The organism is Pseudomonas migulae (genome assembly GCF_024169315.1).
Taxonomy (GTDB): domain Bacteria; phylum Pseudomonadota; class Gammaproteobacteria; order Pseudomonadales; family Pseudomonadaceae; genus Aquipseudomonas; species Aquipseudomonas migulae_B.
Window position 1 is genome coordinate 5,278,583 of sequence record NZ_JALJWR010000001.1, and the last position, 20,742, is coordinate 5,299,324.

At 59.6% G+C, this 20,742-nt stretch carries 16 protein-coding genes, 2 tRNA genes and 1 pseudogene; 5 read left to right on the forward strand and 14 right to left on the reverse strand.

Annotation, left to right across the window (positions count from 1 at the left end; all coding sequences use genetic code 11):
* Positions 1–41: 41 nt before the first annotated feature.
* From J2Y86_RS24150 to rimO, 4 genes are all read right to left on the reverse strand, one after another.
* On the reverse strand, positions 42–512 hold the full coding sequence (locus J2Y86_RS24150; protein WP_017336769.1) for a DUF1456 family protein: 471 nt from the start codon (positions 510–512) through the stop codon (positions 42–44).
* Positions 513–587: 75 nt separating this feature from the next.
* The gene (locus J2Y86_RS24155) at positions 588–1,298 is read right to left on the reverse strand and encodes an rRNA pseudouridine synthase (protein ID WP_253437340.1); all 711 of its coding nucleotides are present in this window, start codon (positions 1,296–1,298) and stop codon (positions 588–590) included.
* A 189-nt stretch (positions 1,299–1,487) separates the two neighbouring features.
* The gene (locus tag J2Y86_RS24160) at positions 1,488–1,961 is read right to left on the reverse strand and encodes a GNAT family N-acetyltransferase (RefSeq protein WP_253437343.1); all 474 of its coding nucleotides are present in this window, start codon (positions 1,959–1,961) and stop codon (positions 1,488–1,490) included.
* A 113-nt stretch (positions 1,962–2,074) separates the two neighbouring features.
* A complete protein-coding gene (gene rimO, locus J2Y86_RS24165) occupies positions 2,075–3,412 on the reverse strand; it encodes a 30S ribosomal protein S12 methylthiotransferase RimO (protein ID WP_048393845.1) in 1,338 nt (445 codons plus the stop codon).
* A gap of 290 nt (positions 3,413–3,702) precedes the next feature.
* Here rimO and J2Y86_RS24170 point away from each other — a divergent pair, with 290 nt between their 5' ends.
* On the forward strand, positions 3,703–5,604 hold the full coding sequence (locus tag J2Y86_RS24170) for a potassium transporter Kup (RefSeq protein WP_253437346.1): 1,902 nt from the start codon (positions 3,703–3,705) through the stop codon (positions 5,602–5,604).
* A gap of 214 nt (positions 5,605–5,818) precedes the next feature.
* Here J2Y86_RS24170 and J2Y86_RS24175 read toward each other — a convergent pair whose 3' ends face one another.
* Positions 5,819–6,124 (reverse strand): DUF3077 domain-containing protein, encoded by a 306-nt coding sequence (locus J2Y86_RS24175; protein ID WP_253437349.1) that lies wholly within the window; start codon positions 6,122–6,124, stop codon positions 5,819–5,821.
* 475 nt (positions 6,125–6,599) lie between these two features.
* Here J2Y86_RS24175 and J2Y86_RS24180 point away from each other — a divergent pair, with 475 nt between their 5' ends.
* Positions 6,600–6,890 carry a type II toxin-antitoxin system Phd/YefM family antitoxin gene (locus J2Y86_RS24180; RefSeq protein WP_253437353.1) on the forward strand — a complete coding sequence of 97 codons (291 nt, stop codon included), beginning with the start codon at positions 6,600–6,602 and terminating at the stop codon, positions 6,888–6,890.
* Positions 6,891–6,901: 11 nt separating this feature from the next.
* A complete protein-coding gene (locus tag J2Y86_RS24185) occupies positions 6,902–7,189 on the forward strand; it encodes a type II toxin-antitoxin system RelE family toxin (protein WP_253437357.1) in 288 nt (95 codons plus the stop codon).
* A 226-nt stretch (positions 7,190–7,415) separates the two neighbouring features.
* On the opposite strand, the pseudogene J2Y86_RS24190 reads toward J2Y86_RS24185, so the two are convergent.
* The 5 genes and pseudogenes from J2Y86_RS24190 to J2Y86_RS24210 form a co-directional block, all read right to left on the reverse strand.
* Positions 7,416–7,715: pseudogene (locus tag J2Y86_RS24190) on the reverse strand (DUF3077 domain-containing protein); the annotation flags it as partial.
* A gap of 856 nt (positions 7,716–8,571) precedes the next feature.
* Positions 8,572–9,867, reverse strand: a complete 1,296-nt coding sequence (locus tag J2Y86_RS24195) for a virulence factor family protein (protein ID WP_253437360.1) — start codon at positions 9,865–9,867, stop codon at positions 8,572–8,574.
* Complete coding sequence (gene mprF, locus J2Y86_RS24200; protein ID WP_253437363.1) at positions 9,867–12,509, reverse strand: bifunctional lysylphosphatidylglycerol flippase/synthetase MprF; 2,643 nt, start codon at positions 12,507–12,509, stop codon at positions 9,867–9,869. The genes J2Y86_RS24195 and mprF overlap by 1 nt, the downstream gene beginning before the upstream one ends.
* Positions 12,510–12,787: 278 nt before the next feature.
* Positions 12,788–12,864 (reverse strand) — tRNA-Met (locus J2Y86_RS24205).
* A gap of 316 nt (positions 12,865–13,180) precedes the next feature.
* Positions 13,181–13,257, reverse strand: a tRNA-Met gene (locus J2Y86_RS24210).
* A gap of 301 nt (positions 13,258–13,558) precedes the next feature.
* Between J2Y86_RS24210 and dinB the strand changes: the two genes are divergently transcribed.
* Entirely contained in the window at positions 13,559–14,620 is a 1,062-nt protein-coding gene (dinB, locus tag J2Y86_RS24215) for a DNA polymerase IV (RefSeq protein WP_253437367.1), read from the forward strand.
* Positions 14,621–14,761: 141 nt separating this feature from the next.
* Here dinB and J2Y86_RS24220 read toward each other — a convergent pair whose 3' ends face one another.
* From J2Y86_RS24220 to J2Y86_RS24235, 4 genes are all read right to left on the reverse strand, one after another.
* Positions 14,762–15,715: a hypothetical protein gene (locus tag J2Y86_RS24220; protein WP_253437370.1), complete on the reverse strand. Its 954-nt coding sequence runs from the start codon at positions 15,713–15,715 to the stop codon at positions 14,762–14,764.
* 17 nt (positions 15,716–15,732) lie between these two features.
* On the reverse strand, positions 15,733–17,448 hold the full coding sequence (locus tag J2Y86_RS24225; RefSeq protein WP_253437373.1) for a proline--tRNA ligase: 1,716 nt from the start codon (positions 17,446–17,448) through the stop codon (positions 15,733–15,735).
* Positions 17,449–17,589: 141 nt separating this feature from the next.
* A complete protein-coding gene (locus tag J2Y86_RS24230) occupies positions 17,590–19,149 on the reverse strand; it encodes an AmpG family muropeptide MFS transporter (RefSeq protein WP_253437376.1) in 1,560 nt (519 codons plus the stop codon).
* Between the two features lie 43 nt (positions 19,150–19,192).
* A complete protein-coding gene (locus J2Y86_RS24235) occupies positions 19,193–19,573 on the reverse strand; it encodes an MGMT family protein (protein ID WP_253437378.1) in 381 nt (126 codons plus the stop codon).
* A 135-nt stretch (positions 19,574–19,708) separates the two neighbouring features.
* Between J2Y86_RS24235 and J2Y86_RS24240 the strand changes: the two genes are divergently transcribed.
* Positions 19,709–20,719: a DUF481 domain-containing protein gene (locus J2Y86_RS24240; RefSeq protein WP_253437380.1), complete on the forward strand. Its 1,011-nt coding sequence runs from the start codon at positions 19,709–19,711 to the stop codon at positions 20,717–20,719.
* Positions 20,720–20,742 lie beyond the last annotated feature (23 nt).

Sequence of the window (20,742 nt, forward strand, 5' to 3'; positions counted from 1 at the left end):
CAAGCCTCGCTCCTACAGGAGCCGTGGCGTTCGTGGGTGATTTACTGCGGGCGAACGCGCAGGGTCAGGCCCTTGAGGAAGTTGCGCAGCAACTGGTCGCCGCACGGACGGTAGTTGGTGTGGCCGAACTTGCGGAACAGCGCGCTGAGCTCAGGCTTGGACACCGGGAACTCGGCGGCCTTGAGGATCGCGTGCATGTCGTCTTCTTTCAGTTCGAAGGCCACACGCAGCTTTTTCAGGATGATGTTGTTGGTGACCGGCACTTCGATCGGCTGCGGCGGACGGCTTTCGTCCTTGCCGCGCTTGAAGATCACCAGGCCGTCGAGGAAATGCGCCATGACTTCGTCCGGGCAGCGCACGAAACCTTCTTCGTCTTCTTCTTTCTTGTCGAGGTAGGTCAGCAGGTCTTCCAGGGACACGTCCATGCCGCCGAGCTTGATGATCTCGATGACTTTCTTGTCGCTGATGTCGAGCATGTAGCGCACGCTGCGCAGTACGTCGTTATGAATCATGATGTGCAATCCTGATATTCGGCAGTGGGCGCCGCATAAGTCGCGGCGCCGAAATGTGTGGCGGCGTGAGAAGCCTTAGAACTTCTCTTTGCCGGACAGGTAGCGCCATTGGCCCAACGGCACTTTGCCGATGGACACGCCGCCGATGCGGATGCGGCGGATGGCGACGACCTTCAGGCCGACGGCCTGGCAGAACAGGGCGATCACGCCCGGTTGTGGGTTCTTCATCGCAAAACGCAGGCGGTTTTCGTTCTGCCAGCTGGCTTTGACCGGCGGCAGTTCCTTGCCCTTGTAGGTCAGGCCGTGGTTCAGGCGGTTGAGGCCGTGAGCCACCATGTCGCCTTCAACCTCGACCACATACTCTTGCTCGATTTTCGCGGAGTCGGCGGTGAGCTTGCGCAGGATCTTCCAGTCCTGGGTGAACACCAGCAGACCGCTGGCGTTGGCCTGCAGGTCGGTGCTGGCGCTCAGGCGCAGGAAATGGCCCTTGAGTGGACGTTTGCTGAAGCGGTGTTCTTCGCTCAGGGTCTCGGCGCTGATGGTCGCCATGGCCGTTTCCGCGTCCATGCCTGCTGCCACGTTGAACAGGATGGTCACCGGCTCCGGCACGGTGGCCTTGGCTTCGGGGTCGAGTTCGACTTTCTGGGTATCGACCTTGAACTGCGGCTCGTCGATGACTTCGCCGTCCACGGTGACCCAGCCGCCCTCGATGAACAGCTCAGCCTCCCGACGGGAACAGCCGACGAGTTCGATGAGGCGTTTGGAGAGACGAATCGGGTCAGTCATGACAGGGCCGTAACAAAAAAGGGGTGGGCATTGTACCTGCTGGGCGCCGGTTAATCCCGGCTCCATTTCACCGTTTGGCTTTTTGTGGGAGCGGGCTTGCTCGCGAATGCAATTTGTCAGCTGACATCAATGTTGACTGACACACCGCTTTCGCGAGCAAGCCCGCTCCCACATTTGTTCCGTGTTGTGTCAGCCATGCTGTGAACTTTGCTGGTTTTGACGCAAACGCATGTGCAGCAACGGATAGGGCTGCCCCATGCCGTCATGCTCGGTGCGGCCGATCACTTCGAAGCCCTGTTTGAAGTAAAACCCCAGCGCCTGGGGGTTCTGCTCGTTGACGTCCAGTTCATCGGCGTTCAGGTGTTCCATGGCATAACGCAGCAATTGTTTGCCCAGGCCCTGGCCGCGATGAGCGGGGTCGATGAAGAGCATCTCGATCTTGCCCGCCGCGACGCCGGCGAACCCGGTGATGCGCTGGCGCGAGTCTTTGGTGCAGATCAGCATGACCGCGTCGAGGTAGCGGGTCAGCACCAGGTTCTTCAACAGTTCGATGTAGCTGTCCGGCAGAAAGTCATGGGTGGCGCGCACCGAGGCCTCCCAGACTTGCGTCAGTTCCTGATAGTCGCTCTGTTTCGGCGTGTGGATGACCGAATGTTGGCGCATGGCCGAATGCCCCTTTTGCAGTGGATGACGCGAGTCCCTTCTCCCACAAAACGATAGACGTAAAAAAGCCCCGCATCTCGTCAAGAGAGCAGGGCTTTGCGTATTTTTTGCGTTTAGATCTGTTCAGCCCACAGGTCGTATTCGTCGGCGTCGGTCACTTTGCACCAGACCTTGTCGCCTGGCTTCAGGTTGCTGCCGTTGTCGATGAACACGTTACCGTCGATTTCCGGGGCATCGAAGAAGCAACGACCCACTGCGCCTTGCTCGTCGACTTCATCGACCAGCACTTCGATTTCACGGCCGACGCGCATTTGCAGGCGTGCCGAGCTGATGGCCTGCTGGTGCGCCATGAAGCGGTCCCAGCGATCTTGCTTGACGTCGTCCGGCACGATGGCCGCGTCCAGCAGGTTGGCCGGTGCGCCCTCGACCGGCGAGTACTGGAAGCAGCCAACGCGGTCGAGCTGGGCTTCGGTCAGCCAGTTCAGCAGGTACTGGAAGTCTTCTTCGGTTTCGCCGGGGAAGCCGACGATGAAGGTCGACCGGATGATCAGGTCCGGGCAGATCTCGCGCCAGTTCTTGATGCGCGCCAGGGTCTTGTCTTCGAAGGCCGGGCGTTTCATGGCTTTCAGGACTTTCGGGCTGGCGTGCTGGAACGGGATGTCCAGGTACGGCAGGATCTTGCCGGCGGCCATCAGCGGGATCAGCTCGTCGACGTGCGGGTACGGGTAAACGTAGTGCAAGCGCACCCAGACACCGAGGGTGCTCAGGGCTTCGCAGAGTTCGGTCATGCGGGTTTTCACCGGCGCGCCGTTCCAGAAACCGGTGCGGTACTTCACGTCGACGCCGTAGGCGCTGGTGTCTTGGGAAATCACCAACAGCTCTTTGACGCCGGCCTTGACCAGGCGCTGGGCCTCGTCGAGCACGTCACCGACCGGGCGGCTGACCAGCTTGCCGCGCATCGACGGGATGATGCAGAAACTGCAGCTGTGGTTGCAGCCTTCGGAAATCTTCAGGTACGCGTAGTGGCGCGGGGTCAGCTTGATGCCTTGCGGCGGCACCAGGTCGATCAGCGGGTTGTGATCCTGGCGCGGCGGCACGGCGTCGTGCACGGCATTGACCACTTGCTCGTATTGCTGCGGACCGGTCACGGCCAGCACGCTCGGGTGCACGTTGCGAATGTTGCCTTCTTCGACGCCCATGCAGCCGGTCACGATGACCTTGCCGTTTTCCTTGATGGCTTCGCCGATCACTTCCAGGGATTCAGCCTTGGCCGAGTCGATGAAGCCGCAGGTGTTGACCACCACGACGTCGGCGTCCTGATAGGTGGACACAACGTCATAACCTTCCATGCGCAACTGGGTAAGGATGCGCTCGGAGTCGACCAGTGCTTTGGGGCAACCCAGGGATACGAAGCCAACCTTTGGATTGGCCGGCGCAGGAGTGGTGGACATGTCTAACCTCGGTATTTGGGACGCCTCCAGCCTGAAGCGGGCAAGGCGACTATCGGGCGCTTGGCTGCGCCTCTGATCAAAAAGTGCGCAATTCTATCCATGACACGTTCACTTGACCAGCTTTATGGAGGGAAATGCGACGAGTGCTGCGCTATGCTTCGCGCCGTTACGCTTTACCGATTTTTTACAGTCAACAAAACGTCTGTAACGTCATGTAAAACAGCGCATGCTGCACGGCAAAGCATAGTGCTTCTTATAAGAAGTCCGGGTCTGAGTAGTAGGAGTGTTGGATGGGTCAGGCAAGTAGTCAGGCAGCGAGCGCCGGGCATTCGACGGCGAAGCCGATCGGCATGCTGGTCGCGGCGGTCGGGGTGGTTTATGGCGATATCGGCACGAGCCCGCTGTACACCCTCAAAGAAGTGTTTTCCGGTGGCTACGGTGTGCCGGTCAACCATGACGGCGTGTTGGGCATCCTGGCGCTGATCTTCTGGTCGCTGATCTGGGTCGTCTCGATCAAGTACATGATGTTTGTCCTGCGCGCCGACAACCAGGGCGAAGGCGGGATCATGGCGTTGACCGCACTGGCTCGACGGGCGGCGGCGGGGCATAAGAAATTGCGCACGTTGCTGGTGGTCTGCGGGCTGATCGGCGCGGCGCTGTTTTATGGCGACAGCATGATCACCCCGGCGATTTCCGTGCTCTCGGCGATCGAGGGCCTCGGGCTGGCCTTCGAAGGCATCGACCATTGGGTGGTGCCGCTGTCGTTGATCGTGCTGGTGGCGCTGTTTTTGATCCAGAGCCACGGCACCGCACGCATTGGCATTCTGTTCGGGCCGATCATGGTCACCTGGTTCCTGGTCCTGGGCGCGCTGGGTGTCTACGGCATCATGCAGCACCCGGAAGTGTTGCAAGCGATGAACCCAGTCTGGGGCGTGCGCTTCTTCATCGTCCATCCGGGCATGGGCGTGGCGATCCTCGGTGCGGTCGTGCTGGCGTTGACCGGCGCCGAAGCGCTGTACGCCGACATGGGCCACTTCGGGCGCAAGCCGATTGCTCGCGCCTGGTTCATCCTCGTGCTGCCGGCGCTGGTGCTGAACTACTTCGGCCAGGGCGCCTTGCTGCTTGGCGATCCGGAAGCCGCGCGTAACCCGTTCTATCTGTTGGCGCCAAGCTGGGCGTTGATTCCACTGGTCGGCCTGTCGACCCTGGCCACGGTCATTGCCTCGCAAGCAGTGATCTCCGGCGCGTTCTCCCTGACCCGGCAGGCGATCCAGCTCGGTTACATTCCGCGCATGCACATCCAGCACACCTCCAGCGCCGAGCAGGGCCAGATCTACATCGGCGCGGTGAACTGGTCGCTGATGGTCGGCGTGATTCTGTTGGTACTCGGCTTCGAATCCTCCGGCGCCCTGGCCTCGGCCTACGGTGTGGCGGTGACGGGCACCATGTTGATGACCACCATCCTGGTCTCGGCGGTGATGTTGCTGCTATGGAAATGGCCGCCAGTCCTCGCGGTGCCGGTGTTGCTCGGCTTCCTGCTGGTGGACGGTCTGTACTTCGCCGCCAACGTACCGAAAATCGTTCAGGGCGGGGCATTCCCGGTGATCGCCGGTATCGCGCTGTTCGTGCTGATGACCACCTGGAAACGCGGCAAACAGCTGCTGGTGGAGCGCATGGACGAGGGCGGGCTGCCCCTGCCGATTTTCATCAGCAGTATCGCCGTGCAACCGCCGCATCGTGTCCAGGGCACCGCCGTGTTCCTCACCGCCCGCCCGGACGCCGTGCCCCACGCGTTGTTGCACAACCTGTTGCATAACCAGGTGTTGCACGAACAAGTGGTGCTGCTGACCGTGGTGTACGAAGACATCCCGCGGGTACCGCCGACACGGCGCTTCGAGGTCGAATCCCACGGCGAAGGGTTCTTCCGGGTGATCCTGCACTTCGGCTTCATCGACGAGCCGGACGTGCCGCAAGCCCTGAAGCTGTGCCATCTCGATGACCTCGACTTCAGCCCGATGCGTACTACTTACTTCCTCAGCCGCGAGACGGTGATCGCCTCCAAGCTTGAGGGTATGGCGCGTTGGCGCGAGGCGTTGTTTGCGTTCATGTTGAAGAATGCGAATGGCAATTTGCGGTTCTTTAATCTGCCGCTGAACCGGGTGATTGAGCTGGGTACGCAGGTCGAGATGTAAGCCCCATCAAAATGCCCCCGTTGCCGTGAAGGCTGCGGGGGCTTTTTTGTGTCTGAGCGCACAGCGTGCAGACGATGCAGATCCCTTGTGGGAGCGGGCTTGCTCGCGAAAGCGGTGGGACAGTCAACATCAATGTCGAATATCAGTCCGCCTTCGCGAGCAAGCCCGCTCCCACAAGGGATCTGCGGCGTCTGTTGGAATAGCGCTCAGGTCATCATTTTTCTGATTCGGCTTTTACCCGAGCCGGTCGCTCCAGCACCTTCACCGCATCATCCACCACCGCCTTGCTCATCGCCGTCAAATAATGCGCGGCCCAGATATGCCGGTCGGTATCACGGTTGAAGGCCGCGTCTCGGGTCAGTTCCTTGGCGAGGAACAGAAAGTCAGAGGCCATGGCTAACGCATCACCGAGGGGGACGTTTCGAGTGACATGGAATAGCGGTTGGTTTGAGCAGTAGATGAAGGGGGTGAGACCGATGGTTTTTAATTCTGAGGGGGCAGATGAATCTGTTTTGCTCATGGTGTATCTCCTAAACTGAGGAGCCGCCACGTTCGTTTCCAAGCGAATGGGTGGCAGCTGTGCGCAGGTTGGAAAACCGGAAGCCTAGGAAACCGGCACGTCCGAAGACGTCCCACGCACAGCCGCCATGACACAGGATTGCAGCCGTAAATGTCTGCGGTCATGTTGGGCACGTTGTTGCCTACGCTCGACGGGTTTCCAAGCCCGATCGCTGAATGTTCAGCGACGACCCGAGACTATCCCCTCAAAGAAAAGCGCAACAAGGCATCAAAGTGCCCAAAAAACACGATTCGGAGTTTGCCTACAAGGTCTTCGGACGTCATCCGATATCGCGCCGTTTGAAACAAACGCAAAACTAAACGCCGCAAGTGATTCGACAAGCCAAGATAAAGGCTCACTTGCGAAATGCGATATTGAACGCAATACTCTGCGCAGAATTGTGCGCGAAACGTTGCGTGATTGTAGAGAGGTAAATATGACGGCATTACTAGAACGTGCTGACCAGGCGATATCGGTGACTGCGATGGTCAGGGGTTTCAGCGCGAGGCTCAAGGAAATTTCCAGCCGTGCCACCGAGCGCCTGGTTATTTTCAAAGACAATCAACCGGCGGCGGTGATTATCAATGTCGATGCGTATCAGGAAATGCTCGACGAGCTGGACGACCTTCGGATTGAAGTAGCCGCTAGGGAACGACTGACCGGCTTTGATGAGGCCAAAGCAATCAGTCATGACGCTATGCGGGCACGGTACGCCAGGAAAGACTAAAGGAGCTGGGCATGGTTTGGGGCGTTACCTATCACCCGGATGTCCAGAAGGATCTGGATCTGCTGGGCGCAGTTGCGGCGAATCGAATTCTTGATGTCATCGATGAGCGGATTATCAACGGCGAGCCGGATAAAAGCGGTAAACCCCTGAGGGCCAGCCTTGCGGGCTGTAGAAGAATTAGAGCCGGTGACACGCGGATTGTTTACCGAGTCGACGGAAGAGCGATCCAGGTATTGATCGTCGCGGTCGGAGCACGACGGGATGAAGAGGTTTATGACGCGGCGGAGCGTCGGGTCTAATGAGAAAGCCCCCCTTACCATTACGGCAGTGGGGGCTTTTTTTGGTTTGCGCTTCATCCGAACTAACGACAATCCCCTGTAGGAGCGAGACCGGCTTGCCGGCGATGGTCGTGAACGTTAACGCGTAAAAACAGATGCCCCGCGGCGTCCTCGGGTTTTTCGCGAGCAGGCTCGCTCCTACAGTGGATTTGTGGCGTCTGTTGGGATTGCGTTCAGGCCAATATGTTTTGGATTCGGCTCTCGCCGGAGGAGGCCCCTGCAACACCTTCATCGCATCATCCACCACCGCCTTGCTCATCGCCGTCAAATAATGCGCGGCCCAGATGTGCCGATCGGTATCGCGATTGAAGGCAGCGTCTCGGGTCAGTTCCTTGGCGAGGAACAGGAAGTCAGAGGCCATGGCGAGTGCATCACCGAGGGGAACGTTTCGGGTGACGTGGAATAGCGGTTGGTTTGAGCAGTAGATGAAGGGGGTGAGGCCGATGGTTTTTAATTCTGAGAGGTCACAGGTATCTGTTTTGATCATGGTCATTCTCCAGCGTCAGAGGAGCCGCCACGTTCGTTCCAAGCGAATGGGTGGCGACTGTGCGCAGGTTGGAAACCGGGGACCACAAAACCGGCACGCCCGAAGGCGTCCCACGCACAGCTGCCATAACGCTGATTCCCAGTCGTAAAACTCTGGAATCGTTGTAGAGGTACTGTTGCGCTGTAATCCGACGGGTTTCCAAGCCCGATCGCTGAATATTCAGCGACGACCCGAGACTATCCCGCCAAAGAAAAGCGCAACAAGGCATCAAAGTGCCCAAAAAACACGATTCGGAGTTTGCCTACAAGGTCTTCGGACGTCATCCGATATTGCGTCGTCTGAAACAAACAAAAACCAAACGCTGTGAGTATTTTTCCGAGTCGAAGTCATGGGCGCGGAAAATTCCCACAAGTATCGATTGGTATTGACGACTCGAAATTTTCATTGAGACAAGTGTCCACGTTTTATGGAATGTGGACACTTGGGGTTTCCAGCATCGTAGAACGTCAATACATTTTACGTTCGTTAAAAATGGTCAGTCTGCACGCCATAAAACCTGCCTAGCCATTAATACTTCATGTCTGTACGAACCTTTTTTGGAGCTTCCTTTGGCTGGAGGACACCTTATTTTCAACGTTTACGCGGTCCACTGTAGGAGCCAGCTTGTCTGCGGGCGGCGTTCCGACGATGGACTCAAGTGCGCCGCGGTGAACCAGTCCGTACGTGTAATCGTTAACGACCATCGCCAGCAAGCTGGCTCCTACAGGTTCTGTGTTTCCCGGTAATCCGTGAAGCACCATGAAAAAGCCCCCGCTACCGTAAGGCAGCGGGGGCTTTTTTGTGGGCGGGGATCAGATCACTCCTGAGCCGCCGTCTCCTTCGCCTGACGCTTCTCGATCACATCCACCAACCGTTGCGCCAGTTTTGGGTAGTTCTCGTCGAAGTGGTGGCCGCCGGGCAGTTTGATGGCTTCGCCCACGGCGGTCTTGTCGGTGCAGCCGCTTTCGTCGATTTCTTCTTCACCGAAGATGCACACCACTTTTTCCGGTGGCAGCTTGGCCATCTCCGGGCCGGTGGCGGCTTCTTTGCCGGCGTTGCCGAGCCAGCCTTCGACTTCGATTTCGAAGCTGCCGGTGCGGGCGAAGGCCAGCAGGATGATTGCGTCGACGCGCTGCTGTTCCGAGGCTTCAAGGCGGTTGTAGATCGCCGGCAACACATCAGCACCGAACGAGTAGCCGGTCAGGATGAAGCGCTTGGTGCCCCATTTCTGCCGGTAGTGCTGCATCAGTTCGGCGAGGTCCAGGGCGCTTTGTTCCGGGCTCTTGTGCTGCCAGTAGTAGCGCAGGGTGTCGATGCCGACCACCGGGTAGCCGATCTTGGCCATCTCGCCGGCCACGTCGCGGTCGAGGTCGCGCCAGCCGCCGTCGCCGGAGAGGAACAGGGTGACGGTGTCCTTGGCCTGTCCGGCCGGGACTTCAACCACTGGAATTTGCAAGCCGCCAGCGGCTTTGTCGCCACCGACGAGGAGCTTGCGCAGTTCGTTGTTCAGTACTTGCGGCAGGTTGATGTCGTAGTCGCTGATGCTGGTTTCGGCGTTGGGTTGGTCGCGCACGAAACCGGCGCTGGTGTCGTCCGGGTTGTCGTTCCACGCCACCAGCCAGTGACCGTGAGCGGCGCTTTTCGGCAGCAGGTGGGTGCAGCCGGGTTTTTCCAGGGCCAGGTCCACCGAAACGGCCTGGGCCTTTTCGTCCTTCTGCTCGGACAACCAGCGCCACGCCAGCACAGCGCCAGGGCCGATGCCGCTGACCAGGGTCGCCGGGCCTTTGAGTTCTCTCAGGCCCGCTTGCAGGGCGCGACTTTGCAGCAGGCATTCCTTGGGCAGGATCACCTGAACGATCTGCGCCGAGCCGCTGCGGCTCAGGGTCATCAATTGTTTGTCGCTGAGTTTCTGGTCTTCATTGACCGCCACCAGCACCTGGGCGCGTGGCGTGTTGCCGGGGATGACGCGGGTCATCGCGGCACCGTCGGCAGGAGTCAGCCGTTCGAGGGTCGGTTCTGGCGCCGGACGTTTGAGGTACCAGTAACCGCCACCGAGAATCAGGGCCAGCACTACCAGTGTGGCCAGTACGTACCGCAAGGAGCGTTGAATCATCAGCGTTTCACCAATCCAGTCAAGCCGCCCGCAATCAGGGCAGCAGTGTCGGCCAGGGCAACCAGCGGATCAAGTCCGGCGGGCACGGCCATATAACGGGGTTCCCAGTCAGGCTGGAACTTGTCTTTGAAGCGGCGCAAACCTTGGAAGTTGTACAGCTGCTCACCACGGCGGAATACCATCGAGCCCAGGCGCTGGGTCAGCGGCGCGCCACGACGGGGTTGCAACCCCGACAGCGGCACCATGCCCAGGCTGAAACGCGCGTATCCATGATTTTTATAATGTTGAATCAGGCCGACCATCATGAACTCCATGGTCAGCTTGGGCGCATCCGGGTGTGCGCGCATCAGGTCGAGGCTGGCCAGGTCATGGCCGTAAGTCTCGAGCAAATTGGCGAAGGCTACCGGGCGCCCTTCGAAACGAATCACCGCGACGCGAAAATGCTTGAGGTAATCATCGCTGAAACGGCCTAGGGAGAAGCCTTTCTCGCGCACGTTCTTGCCGGTCAGCCAGGCATCGGAAATCACCTTGAGCTCATCCATCGGCGCGTGTCCCGGCTCATGGATCTCCAGCGACAGGCCATCGCGGGTGCCACGGTTCCAGGTGTAGCGCAGGTCTTTCATCTCTTTGCCCTTGGCTTCGAGATCAAAGCGCTGCAGATCGACCCGGGCCTCTTCGCCGAGCTTGATCGCGGTCAGGCCGATGTCCATGTAGTACGGCAGGTTTTCCGCGCGGACTTGATAGAACACAGGCCGGGCGTGATGGATGTCACAGAGGTCGCGGAACTGCCAGATCATTTCCGCCCGTTGCTGGGTCGGGCCGATCGGGTCGTACAGGGCCACGAGGCTGCGCCCACGGCGGGCGTACATCAGGAACGCCTCGTCGTTAGGGTGAAACAGCAGCGCCTTGTCACCGGTCAGGGCCAGGCCGCCATCCGGTTGTGCAGAGGCCATCAGGATTTTTACCGCGCGGTCCAGCTCATCCGGCGTCGGCAGGTGGATCACCGGGCGCGCAGTGCGCAGCAGCCAGGTCAGGGACACCACCACCAGCAGCACGGCGGCGCCCAGCAGCGAGCGCAAGCCACGCGGGGCATCGGCGTCGAGGGTGAACTGCCACCAGAGTTGATGGCTGTACGGAACGTCCTGATAAGCGAACAGCAGCAGCCAGATCGATGCGCCGAGCACGCACAGGCTCGACACCAGATACAGCGGCGAAAACGGCAGTTCGGTCAATCGGCTCGGGCGATAGAACGAGCGCCGGAAAACCCCCAGCAGGCTTGCGGTCAAAGTCATCAGGCAGGCTTCTTCCCAGTCGAAGCCCTTGAGCAGCGAGAGCACCGCGCCCACCAGCAACAGAATGGTGGTCAGCATCCACGCAGCCGACAGGCGTCGGCGCAGGCCTTGAGCCAGCAGCAGGCAAAGCACGCCGACCAGGCTGGCGCCGAAGTGCGAAGCGTCGACCAGCCGATGAGGGATCAGAAAGCCGATGTGTTCCAGGCGCGTATCGATTTCCGGGGTCACGCCGGAGAACAGCAACACCACGCCGGACAGGAACACCAGCACCGCCAGAATCGGCGCCGCCAGACCGGACGCTGCGCGCAAAGACTGACGCGTCTGAAACAGGCGCTGGCCTTCATTGATCAGCAGTAGCAGACAGGCCACCAGCAGCGGCAGCACCACATAGATCAGGCGATAGAGGAGCAGGGCAGCCGCCAGCGGTGCGGCGCCCAATTTGTCGGCGAAGGCGGCCAGCAGAATTGCTTCGAACACCCCGACACCGCCGGGAACATGGCTGAGCACGCCGGCGGCCAGCGCCAGCAGGTATACCAGCAGGAATGCACCGAAGGGCGGCGCTTCCGGCAGCAACAGATAAAGCACGGTCGCGGCGGCGGCGACGTCCAGGGCGGTAATGATCAGTTGCAGGAACGTCAGGCGGCGGCCCGGAAGGCGCAAGGTGCGACGACCGACCTTGACCAGCAGGTTGTCCGCATAAGGCTGTTCCTGCAGGCGACGACGATAGATGCCGACCGCCAGCACGGTAAACAGCAGCAGCACGGCGGCAGCGATCGCACCCAGCAACATCTCGGAGAGACCTAGGGCAGCGGAAGCGGCCGGCAGGTTGCTCAGTGTGGCAAGGGCGGCCAGCGGGGGCAGGGCGCAGCCGAGCGAAAGACTGGCGAACAGCGTCATGTGAGCGACTTCGGAAGCCCCCAGACCATGACGTGCATATAAACGATAGCGAACCGAGCCCCCCGAGAGCATCGACAGACCGATGGCATTGCCGATGGCAAATGCGGTGAACCCGCCCAGGGCGAGGATTCGCGGTGCCAGCGTTACCCCGGCATAGCGACTGGCCGACCATTCATAGCCGAGCAATATGATGAAGCCGACGACAGTCGCCGCCAGGGCGCCCAGCAGTGCCGGTTTCGGTACTTCAAGAATCGAATCGTGCAGAGCGTACAGATCGAGTTCGCTCAACAAATGGCGACAGGCAATCAGCGCGATCGCGAACAACAGCAGGGTGACCGCCAGACCGATGGGCTGGCGATACTTGCTGACCTGATCAAGCAAGCGCAAACGCTCGGGCTTGATGGGTTGTGTCGCTGTGACGGTGTCTTGTGGATCAGACGAGTTGGCGCGCATCAATCACCTCTTGGATTGTGCGCGACAGGATGGGGGTATCCAGCCAAGTTACCAATCCCTGTAGAAAAAAATAATCACAAATATTAACGCCTCTCGCCGATTGTCGGCGATGGCAGGTCATCCGTCGTTGAGGGTTCTGTCTGTGATCCAGCATAGTCTGGTCTCAGAGTTTCAGTGATCCCGAACGCTTCCCCACAGAGTGACAGGTCATTGTTGCGAAAGGACTTTTTCAACAGATACAAAAAAGGCCACTCTTTCGAGTAGCCTTTTTTGATGTTTGGTTGCGGGAGCCGGATTTGAACCGACGACCTTCGGGTTATGAGCCCGACGAGCTACCAGACTGCTCCATCCCGCGTCTGTGTGGCGGCATTCTATAGAGATACGCCTGTGTGTCAACCGTTAATCCGGAACCGGGTCAAATAAGCGTGAATAAGCGGCGAACGGTCGCAGGGGAGCGCTAAGTTTCGGAAACAGAACGATTTCTCGATTTTGGTAAAAACAGTCACCTGTAGGGGCGAGCTTGCTCGCTAAAAGCTCAAGGCCACCACGGGGCATCTGGTTTTACGCGTTATCGTTCACGACTATCGCGAGCGAGCTCGCTCCTACAGGTAATGATGGTTTCTTCACGCGCACAAAAAAGGCCACTCTTTCGAGTAGCCTTTTTTGATGTTTGGTTGCGGGAGCCGGATTTGAACCGACGACCTTCGGGTTATGAGCCCGACGAGCTACCAGACTGCTCCATCCCGCGTCTGTGTGTCGGCATTCTACAGAGGATCGCAGGGCTGTCAACCTTCAATCTGGATAAAACCTGTTCTGGTTCAATCGCTTAGCTTGAAAACACGACGGTGTAATCGGCTGCGAGTCAGGCGTGGCAAGGCTTGCAGCTCTATCGCGGGTGGTCGTTCGATTGAGAAAATAAATTCATCCGCGACTTTTCCTACTGGCGGGAAAGAACATTCAGACTACTGGTGCTATATACAGGTGTCAGTGAGATACTGCTGATCCGGCCTGCCATGTCTCCTTTTCTACGCCATGAACACCGCTTTCATATGACTCAGCGAAAAATCATCCACGTCGATTGTGACTGCTTCTACGCCGCCATCGAGATGCGTGACGACCCGCGCCTGGCCGGAAAACCTCTGGCGGTGGGCGGGTCGGCGGATCGGCGCGGGGTGATTGCCACCTGCAACTATGAAGCGCGGGCGTATGGCGTGCGTTCGGCGATGTCTTCCGGGCACGCCTTGAAGTTGTGCCCGGACCTGACCATCGTCAAGCCGCGCATGGACGCCTATCGCGAAGCCTCGAAGGAAATTCATACGATCTTTCGCGATTACACCGACCTGATCGAACCGCTCTCCCTCGATGAGGCCTACCTGGATGTGTCGGACAGCGCGCAGTTCGGCGGCAGCGCCACGCGGATTGCCCAGGACATTCGCCGGCGGGTGTCCAATCAGTTGCATATCACGGTCTCGGCCGGCGTGGCGCCGAACAAGTTTCTGGCCAAGATTGCCAGCGACTGGAAGAAACCCAATGGGTTGTTCGTCATTACACCGGACCAGGTCGAGGACTTTGTCAGTGGTTTGCCCGTGAGCAAGCTGCACGGCGTGGGCAAAGTGACCGCCGACAAACTGGGCCGGCTCGGCATCGTCGATTGCTCGCATTTGCGCGAATGGGACAAGTTGGCGCTGGTGCGTGAATTCGGCAGCTTTGGCGAACGACTGTGGAGTCTGGCCCGTGGGATCGATGACCGGTTGGTGCACAACGACAGTCGACGGCAATCGATCAGTGTCGAGAACACCTATGACGTGGACCTGCCGGATCTGGTGAGCTGCCTGGATAAATTACCGGAGTTGCTGGAAACCCTGGCAGGCCGGATGGCGCGAATCGACGACAGTTATCGGCCGGGCAAACCGTTCGTCAAAGTGAAATTCCATGACTTTACCCAGACGACGCTGGAACAGGCCGGGGCAGGGCGGGATCTGGGGAGTTATCAGTTGTTGCTGACCCAGGCGTTCAATCGCGGTGGCAAGCCGGTGCGGTTGTTGGGGATTGGGGTCAGGCTGGAGGATTTGCGCGGCGGGTTTGAGCAGATGGAGTTGTTTGAGCGGTAGGGGCAGAGTTTTGATGCCGTTGTGACTGTCAGGCCGCCATCGCGGGCAAGCTCGCTCCCACAGGGATTTGAAGGGATCACAAATAATGTGTTCACAGCAGATACCTGTGGGAGCGGGCTTGCCCGCGATGCTTTTCAGGCTTTAATTCGGTCCGGGATCCGCCACCAGTCGCCCGGCATCCTTGGTCAATGACTTGAGGAATTCGGTCTGCAGCTCTGGATCGTTGCGGGTCAGCTCGATCAGGCTCTGTTCCAGCTCGCTGGCTTCTTCTTCCAGACCCAGTTCCGACAGACGTTTGACCCGGTGCACCCACTGGCTCACTTCGTCGTCTTCAAGATCGTCGTAAATCAGCCCGTGGGCTTCGAGCAGTTTGCCGCGCAACGAGCTGCTGACCGCCAGGGTCGAGTCGGTGTGCACATCGTCCTGACCATCTTCGACCTTGATCAGCAGCCGGCTCAGGTGATTGATGTCATGTTCGGCGAACGGGCTATCGAGCAGGTTCAGGCGCAACACGCCGTTCTTGTCGGTGCTCAGCTCGAACGTTTCCTTGCCGGCCTTGACCTCAACCGGGCGCTCACTCCACGGCAGGCTCGAGTATTCCGTGCGTTTGTCGAGCTGGACTTCGTCGATACCCGCGAGGTTCTGCTGTGCACGACCGTGAGACGGCGCGTTCATGAACGGGTTGAGCCCGGCGAAACCGTAACTGAACCAGTCCTTGGTCACGCTATCCGGCAAGTTGCCGAGGGCGAACACGTTGACCACGTTCGCGCCGACACCGGCCACCACGGCCACCGCGCCCAGCGGGATCTCGTAGATCTCCCGCCAGGGTTGGTAAGGCGTGTAGCGATCGTAATGCCGCGTGACTTCGAATTCGGTGACTTCGAAGGTCTTCTGCTCGTGGATTTTCACCCGACGTTGCGGCAGCTCAAGCACCTTGGGCTCACCGACATCGATCTGCAGGCTGTGATCGAGCAGTTTGCGCTCGACACGTTCCTCGTGCTCGCTGCGTTGCGACATGTGATTGGCACAGCCGCTGACCAGCAGGGTGCCGCACAGGGCGGCACCACCGAGGCCTAAGGTGTTTCGCTTGAACATGACTTCTCTATCTGGTGTCAGCGGCGGATACGGGCCTGGAGGAAGGACAGCACGTCAGCGACCGGCAGCGCTTGCGCTTCGGGCTCGGTACGGCTCTTGTATTCCAGGTTGCCTTCGGCGAGGCCGCGGTCGCTGACCACGATCCGGTGAGGAATGCCGATCAGCTCCATGTCCGCGAACTTGATGCCCGGGCTGGTTTTCTTGTCGCGATCGTCCAGCAGCACTTCGAAGCCGGCCGCAGTCAGTTCTGCATACAGCTTGTCGGTGGCTTCGCGAACCTGCTCGGTTTCGTAGCGCAGCGGTACCAGGGCAACCTGGAACGGCGCGAGCGTGTCGCTCCAGATGATCCCGTTGGCGTCGTTGTTCTGCTCGATGGCAGCGGCGACCACGCGGGAAACGCCGATGCCGTAGCAACCCATTTCCAGGGTGACCGGCTTGCCGTTCTCGCCCAGCACTTCGCACTTCATCGCTTTGCTGTACTTGTTGCCCAGCTGGAAAATGTGCCCGACTTCGATGCCGCGCTTGATTTCCAGGGTGCCTTTGCCGTCAGGGCTAGGGTCGCCCGCCACGACGTTACGCAGGTCGGCAACGGTCGGAACCGGCAGATCACGCTCCCAGTTCACGCCGAAGTAGTGCTTGTCGTCGATGTTCGCACCGATGCCGAAGTCGCTCATCAGCTCGACGGAACGGTCGATGATGATCGGCAGCGGCAGGTTCAACGGGCCGAGGGAACCGGCGCCGGCGCCAATCGCGTCACGCAGTTCGCTTTCGGACGCCATGACCAGCGGGCTGGCAACGCCTGGCTGGTTGGCGGCCTTGATTTCGTTCAGCTCGTGGTCGCCACGGATGATCAGGGCAATCAGCTTGCCTTTCTCTTCAGCGTGCACCACCAGGGTCTTGATGGTCTTTTCAATCGGCAGATTGAATTTTTCCACCAGCGCGGCGATGGTTTTGGTCTCTGGCGTGTCGACCAGGCGCAGCTCTTCGGCCGGTGCGGCGCGGGAGGTTTCGCGCGGTACGGCTTCGGCCTTTTCGATGTTCGCGGCGTAGTCGGAACCGTTGCTGAAGACGATGTCGTCTTCGCCGGATTCGGCCAGTACGTGGAACTCGTGGGAGCCGGCGCCGCCGATGGAGCCGTTGTCAGCTTCAACCGGGCGGAATTTCAGGCCCAGGCGGGTGAACACGTTGCAGTACGCCTGGTGCATGCGGTCGTAGGTGACCTGCAGCGAAGGCTGGTCAGCGTGGAACGAATAGGCGTCCTTCATGATGAATTCGCGGCCGCGCATCAAACCGAAGCGTGGGCGGATTTCGTCACGGAATTTGGTCTGGATCTGATACAGGTTGATCGGCAACTGTTTGTAGCTGCTCAATTCGTTGCGCATCAGGTCGGTGATCACTTCTTCGTGGGTCGGGCCGGCGCAGAAGTCGCGACCGTGACGATCCTTGAAGCGCAGCAATTCAGGGCCGTATTCTTCCCAGCGACCGGATTCCTGCCACAGCTCAGCCGGTTGAGTACTCGGCATCAACACTTCGAGAGAGCCCGCGGCGTTCATTTCTTCACGAACGACGGCTTCGACCTTGCGCATCACTCGCAAGCCCATCGGCAGCCAGGTGTACAGGCCCGAGGCGAGTTTGCGGATCATGCCGGCGCGCAGCATCAGCTGGTGGCTGATCACGACCGCGTCGGAAGGCGTTTCTTTCTGTGTGGCGAGCAAAAATTGACTGGTGCGCATGGTTGGCCGTTGTCGGTTGCTGATGACGAGAAATGACGGAGCATTGTACGGGCGAGATCCGCTGGCGTACAGGCGTGCGGTCGGTGGTGTGGCTCGAGGGCGGGATTCTCCACGCCCTCGGCATGCTTCTGGTTCGGAAGGCTACGATTCTTCCGCGACCTGGCTCGGAACCGGTTCTGGTGTCGGTGTCGGGCCTTCGCGGCGGTTCTCCTGGAACCAGTGCAAAGCGATCAACAGCAGCGTCGGAACACCCAGCAGCGCGGTGATCAAGAAGAAATTGTGATAGCCGAACTTTTCCACCATGACCCCGGAATAGCCGCCGATCAGACGTGGCAGCAGAAGCATGATCGAGCTGAGCAGGGCGTATTGGGTGGCCGAGAACTTGAGGTTGGTCAGGCTCGACAGATAGGCGACGAACGCCGAGGTCGCCAGGCCGGAGCTGAAGTTGTCCAGGGAAATGGTCAGGATCAGCATGTTCAGGTTGGCGCCCATGTCGGCGAGCATCAGGAACAGCAGGTTAGTACCCGCTGACGCCACGCCGCCGATGAACAGGATCGGCAGGATGCCGAAACGCACGATCAGCAGTCCGCCCATGCCGGCGCCGACCAGGGTCATGATCAGGCCGAAAATTTTGCTGACGCTGGCAATCTGATCCTTGGTGAAGCCCTGGTCGATATAGAACACGTTGGCCATCACGCCCATCACCGTATCCGACATCCGATACGTGGCGATCAGTCCGAGCAGCAATAGCGCCTGCCAGCGGTAACGCAGAATGAAGTCGTTGATCGGGGTCAGCACTGGCGCGAGGCCGCGGCGGCCCATGGCCGACAGGCACAACGCGGTGAGCGTGGTGTATAGAATCGCCCGCAGGAACGCGCGGTCTTCGAGCAGCAGGTCGAGCAGACTCGTGCCTTCGAACAGCACGCTGGCGAAGTCGGTGTTGTAGAGCTGGGTAAACATGGCCGGCACGGACACCAGCAACACGATCAGCACGAACACCGAGGCCAGTTGATGCACAAAACTGTAGCGCCCGGCCTGCAGTTGCGTGCGCAATGGTACCGGCGGTTCACGCATGAAAAACGAGGTCAGCAACGCCGGAATCATCAGGACGCCGAACAGCAGGTAAGTGCCGGCCCAGGCCGAATGCTTGTAGTTGAACCCGGTGGAGCCGAAACCTTCAGCGAAGAACAGGGCGCCGGCAGTGGCCAGCAGCGCTGCGATCCGGTAGCCGGACATGTAACTGGCGGCGAGAGCGGCCTGGCGGGTGTCGTCGGCGATTTCCAGGCGGTAGGCGTCGACCGCGATGTCCTGCGTCGCCGAGGCGAAGGCCACGACGACGGCGATGGCGATCAGCCAGGACAGGTGTTTTTGCGGGTCGCAGAAGCCCATCCCGATCAGGCCGAGGATTACCAGTGCCTGGGAAAGCACCAGCCACGAGCGTCGGCGCCCGAGCTTGCCGAGGAATGGCAGGCGCCATTGGTCGAGCAGCGGCGACCAGACCCATTTAAAGGCGTAGGCCAGGCCGATCAGGCTTGCATAGCCGATGGTTTCGCGAGCCACACCGGCTTCACGCAACCAGACCGAAAGTGTCGAAAACACCAGCATGTAGGGCAGGCCGGCGGCGAAACCAAGCAACAACAGCACAAGTGTTGAAGGGCTGGCATAGGCGGCGAGCGCGGCGCGCCAGGTTTTACGGGGCATGGGCTGAAGTCTGCCTCAAGATTACGGAAACAAAGCGCGCACTCTAACCGCTGTGCTCTACCGGGCGCCAGCCATGGCGCTGAATATCAACACGATTGTTCAGGACACTGATGCCTTCGGAGCGTAATCGCGCGCGCTGCTCATCCCCCGAAGGGCTGCCCACAGGCAGGCTGATCCGGCCGCCGGCGCCGAGCACGCGGTGCCAGGGCAATTTGGTGTCGCCGGGCAACTGGCTCAGGGTGCGACCGACCCAACGCGCCGCGCGGCCGAGTCCTGCCAGCTCGGCAAGCTGACCATAACTCACGACTTTGCCCTCCGGCACCTGCGCCAGGGTCAGATAGAGCGCCGTGCGTCGGATTTGCGCAGCACTTTCCGTTTCGGTGGTGGGGTCGGTCACGTCCGGGCTTCCTGAAGAGGTTCGCATTACCGTCTGTAGAGTAAATCCTTGATCGCCCGCTGAGAAATGAACTCAACGGAAATAGTCGGGTCAGTCCAAGCTAGGGCCTTATTCCTTGGGATAATGCCGACTTTTTTCGCAAACTTGAGCCTGTATTTGCTTATGGTGTCCAGAACCCTGCTGTGCCTCGCTGTCTTGAGTGCTTCCACGCCCTTGCTCGCCGATACCGTCTGGTTGAAGAACGGTGACAAGCTGAGCGGCAAGATCACGCTGTTCGACGGCGGCAAACTGTTGATTCAGACCGAGTACGCCGGCGCGGTGCCTATCGACTGGAAACAGGTGAAAACCCTGGAAAGCGATCAGGAGTTGCTGGTCAAGCAGGACACCTACAAAGGCGAGAAGGCCAAGTCGCTGCACGCGGCAGACGACGGCAAGGTGACGCTGGAAAACGGCGATGCGCCGAAGACGGTCGAGCTGGCGAGTATCCAGCAGATTCTCAAGCCCAAGCCGGTCGTCGAAGATCTGGTCTGGAAAGGCAATATCGATGCAGCGCTGGATTACCAGCGGGCGGAAAAAGACACCGACGATTACGACATCGACTTCAAGACCACTGCGCGTCATGGCAGATGGCGGCATATCGCGGAAGGCGAGTACAACCGAGAATTCCAGGATGACGTGGTCACCACGGACAACTGGCGGGGCGAATACTCGCTTGACCGCTTCCTGACCGAGAAGTGGTTCTGGCAGGGTCGCGCGGTATATAAGCGCGACAAGGTTGAAGAACTCTCCCGTCAGCGCACCGTCGGTACCGGTCCGGGTTACCAGTTCTGGGATGACGAGCTGGGCGCATTCTCGCTGGGCTCGCTGATCAACCGCACGGACTACCAGTTCGACGACGGCAGAAAGGAAAACTTCTATTCCCTGGCGATGAAGTGGGATTACAACCGCTACCTGATCGGCAAGAAGGTGGAGTTCTTCACCAATGGCGAAGTGGGCAAGCCGTTGTCGGGCGTGGCGGATTATGCGCTCGATGCGGAAGTGGGCTTGCGCTACAAAGTGACCGAGTGGGCGTCGCTTAACCTGAAGGCCGAACGAGACATCATCAGCGGTACTGATGACGATGCCGATCTGGACAAGACCCGCTACACCGCAGGATTCGGTGTGGCCTGGTAAGACGCAAAAAATCGCAGCCCATG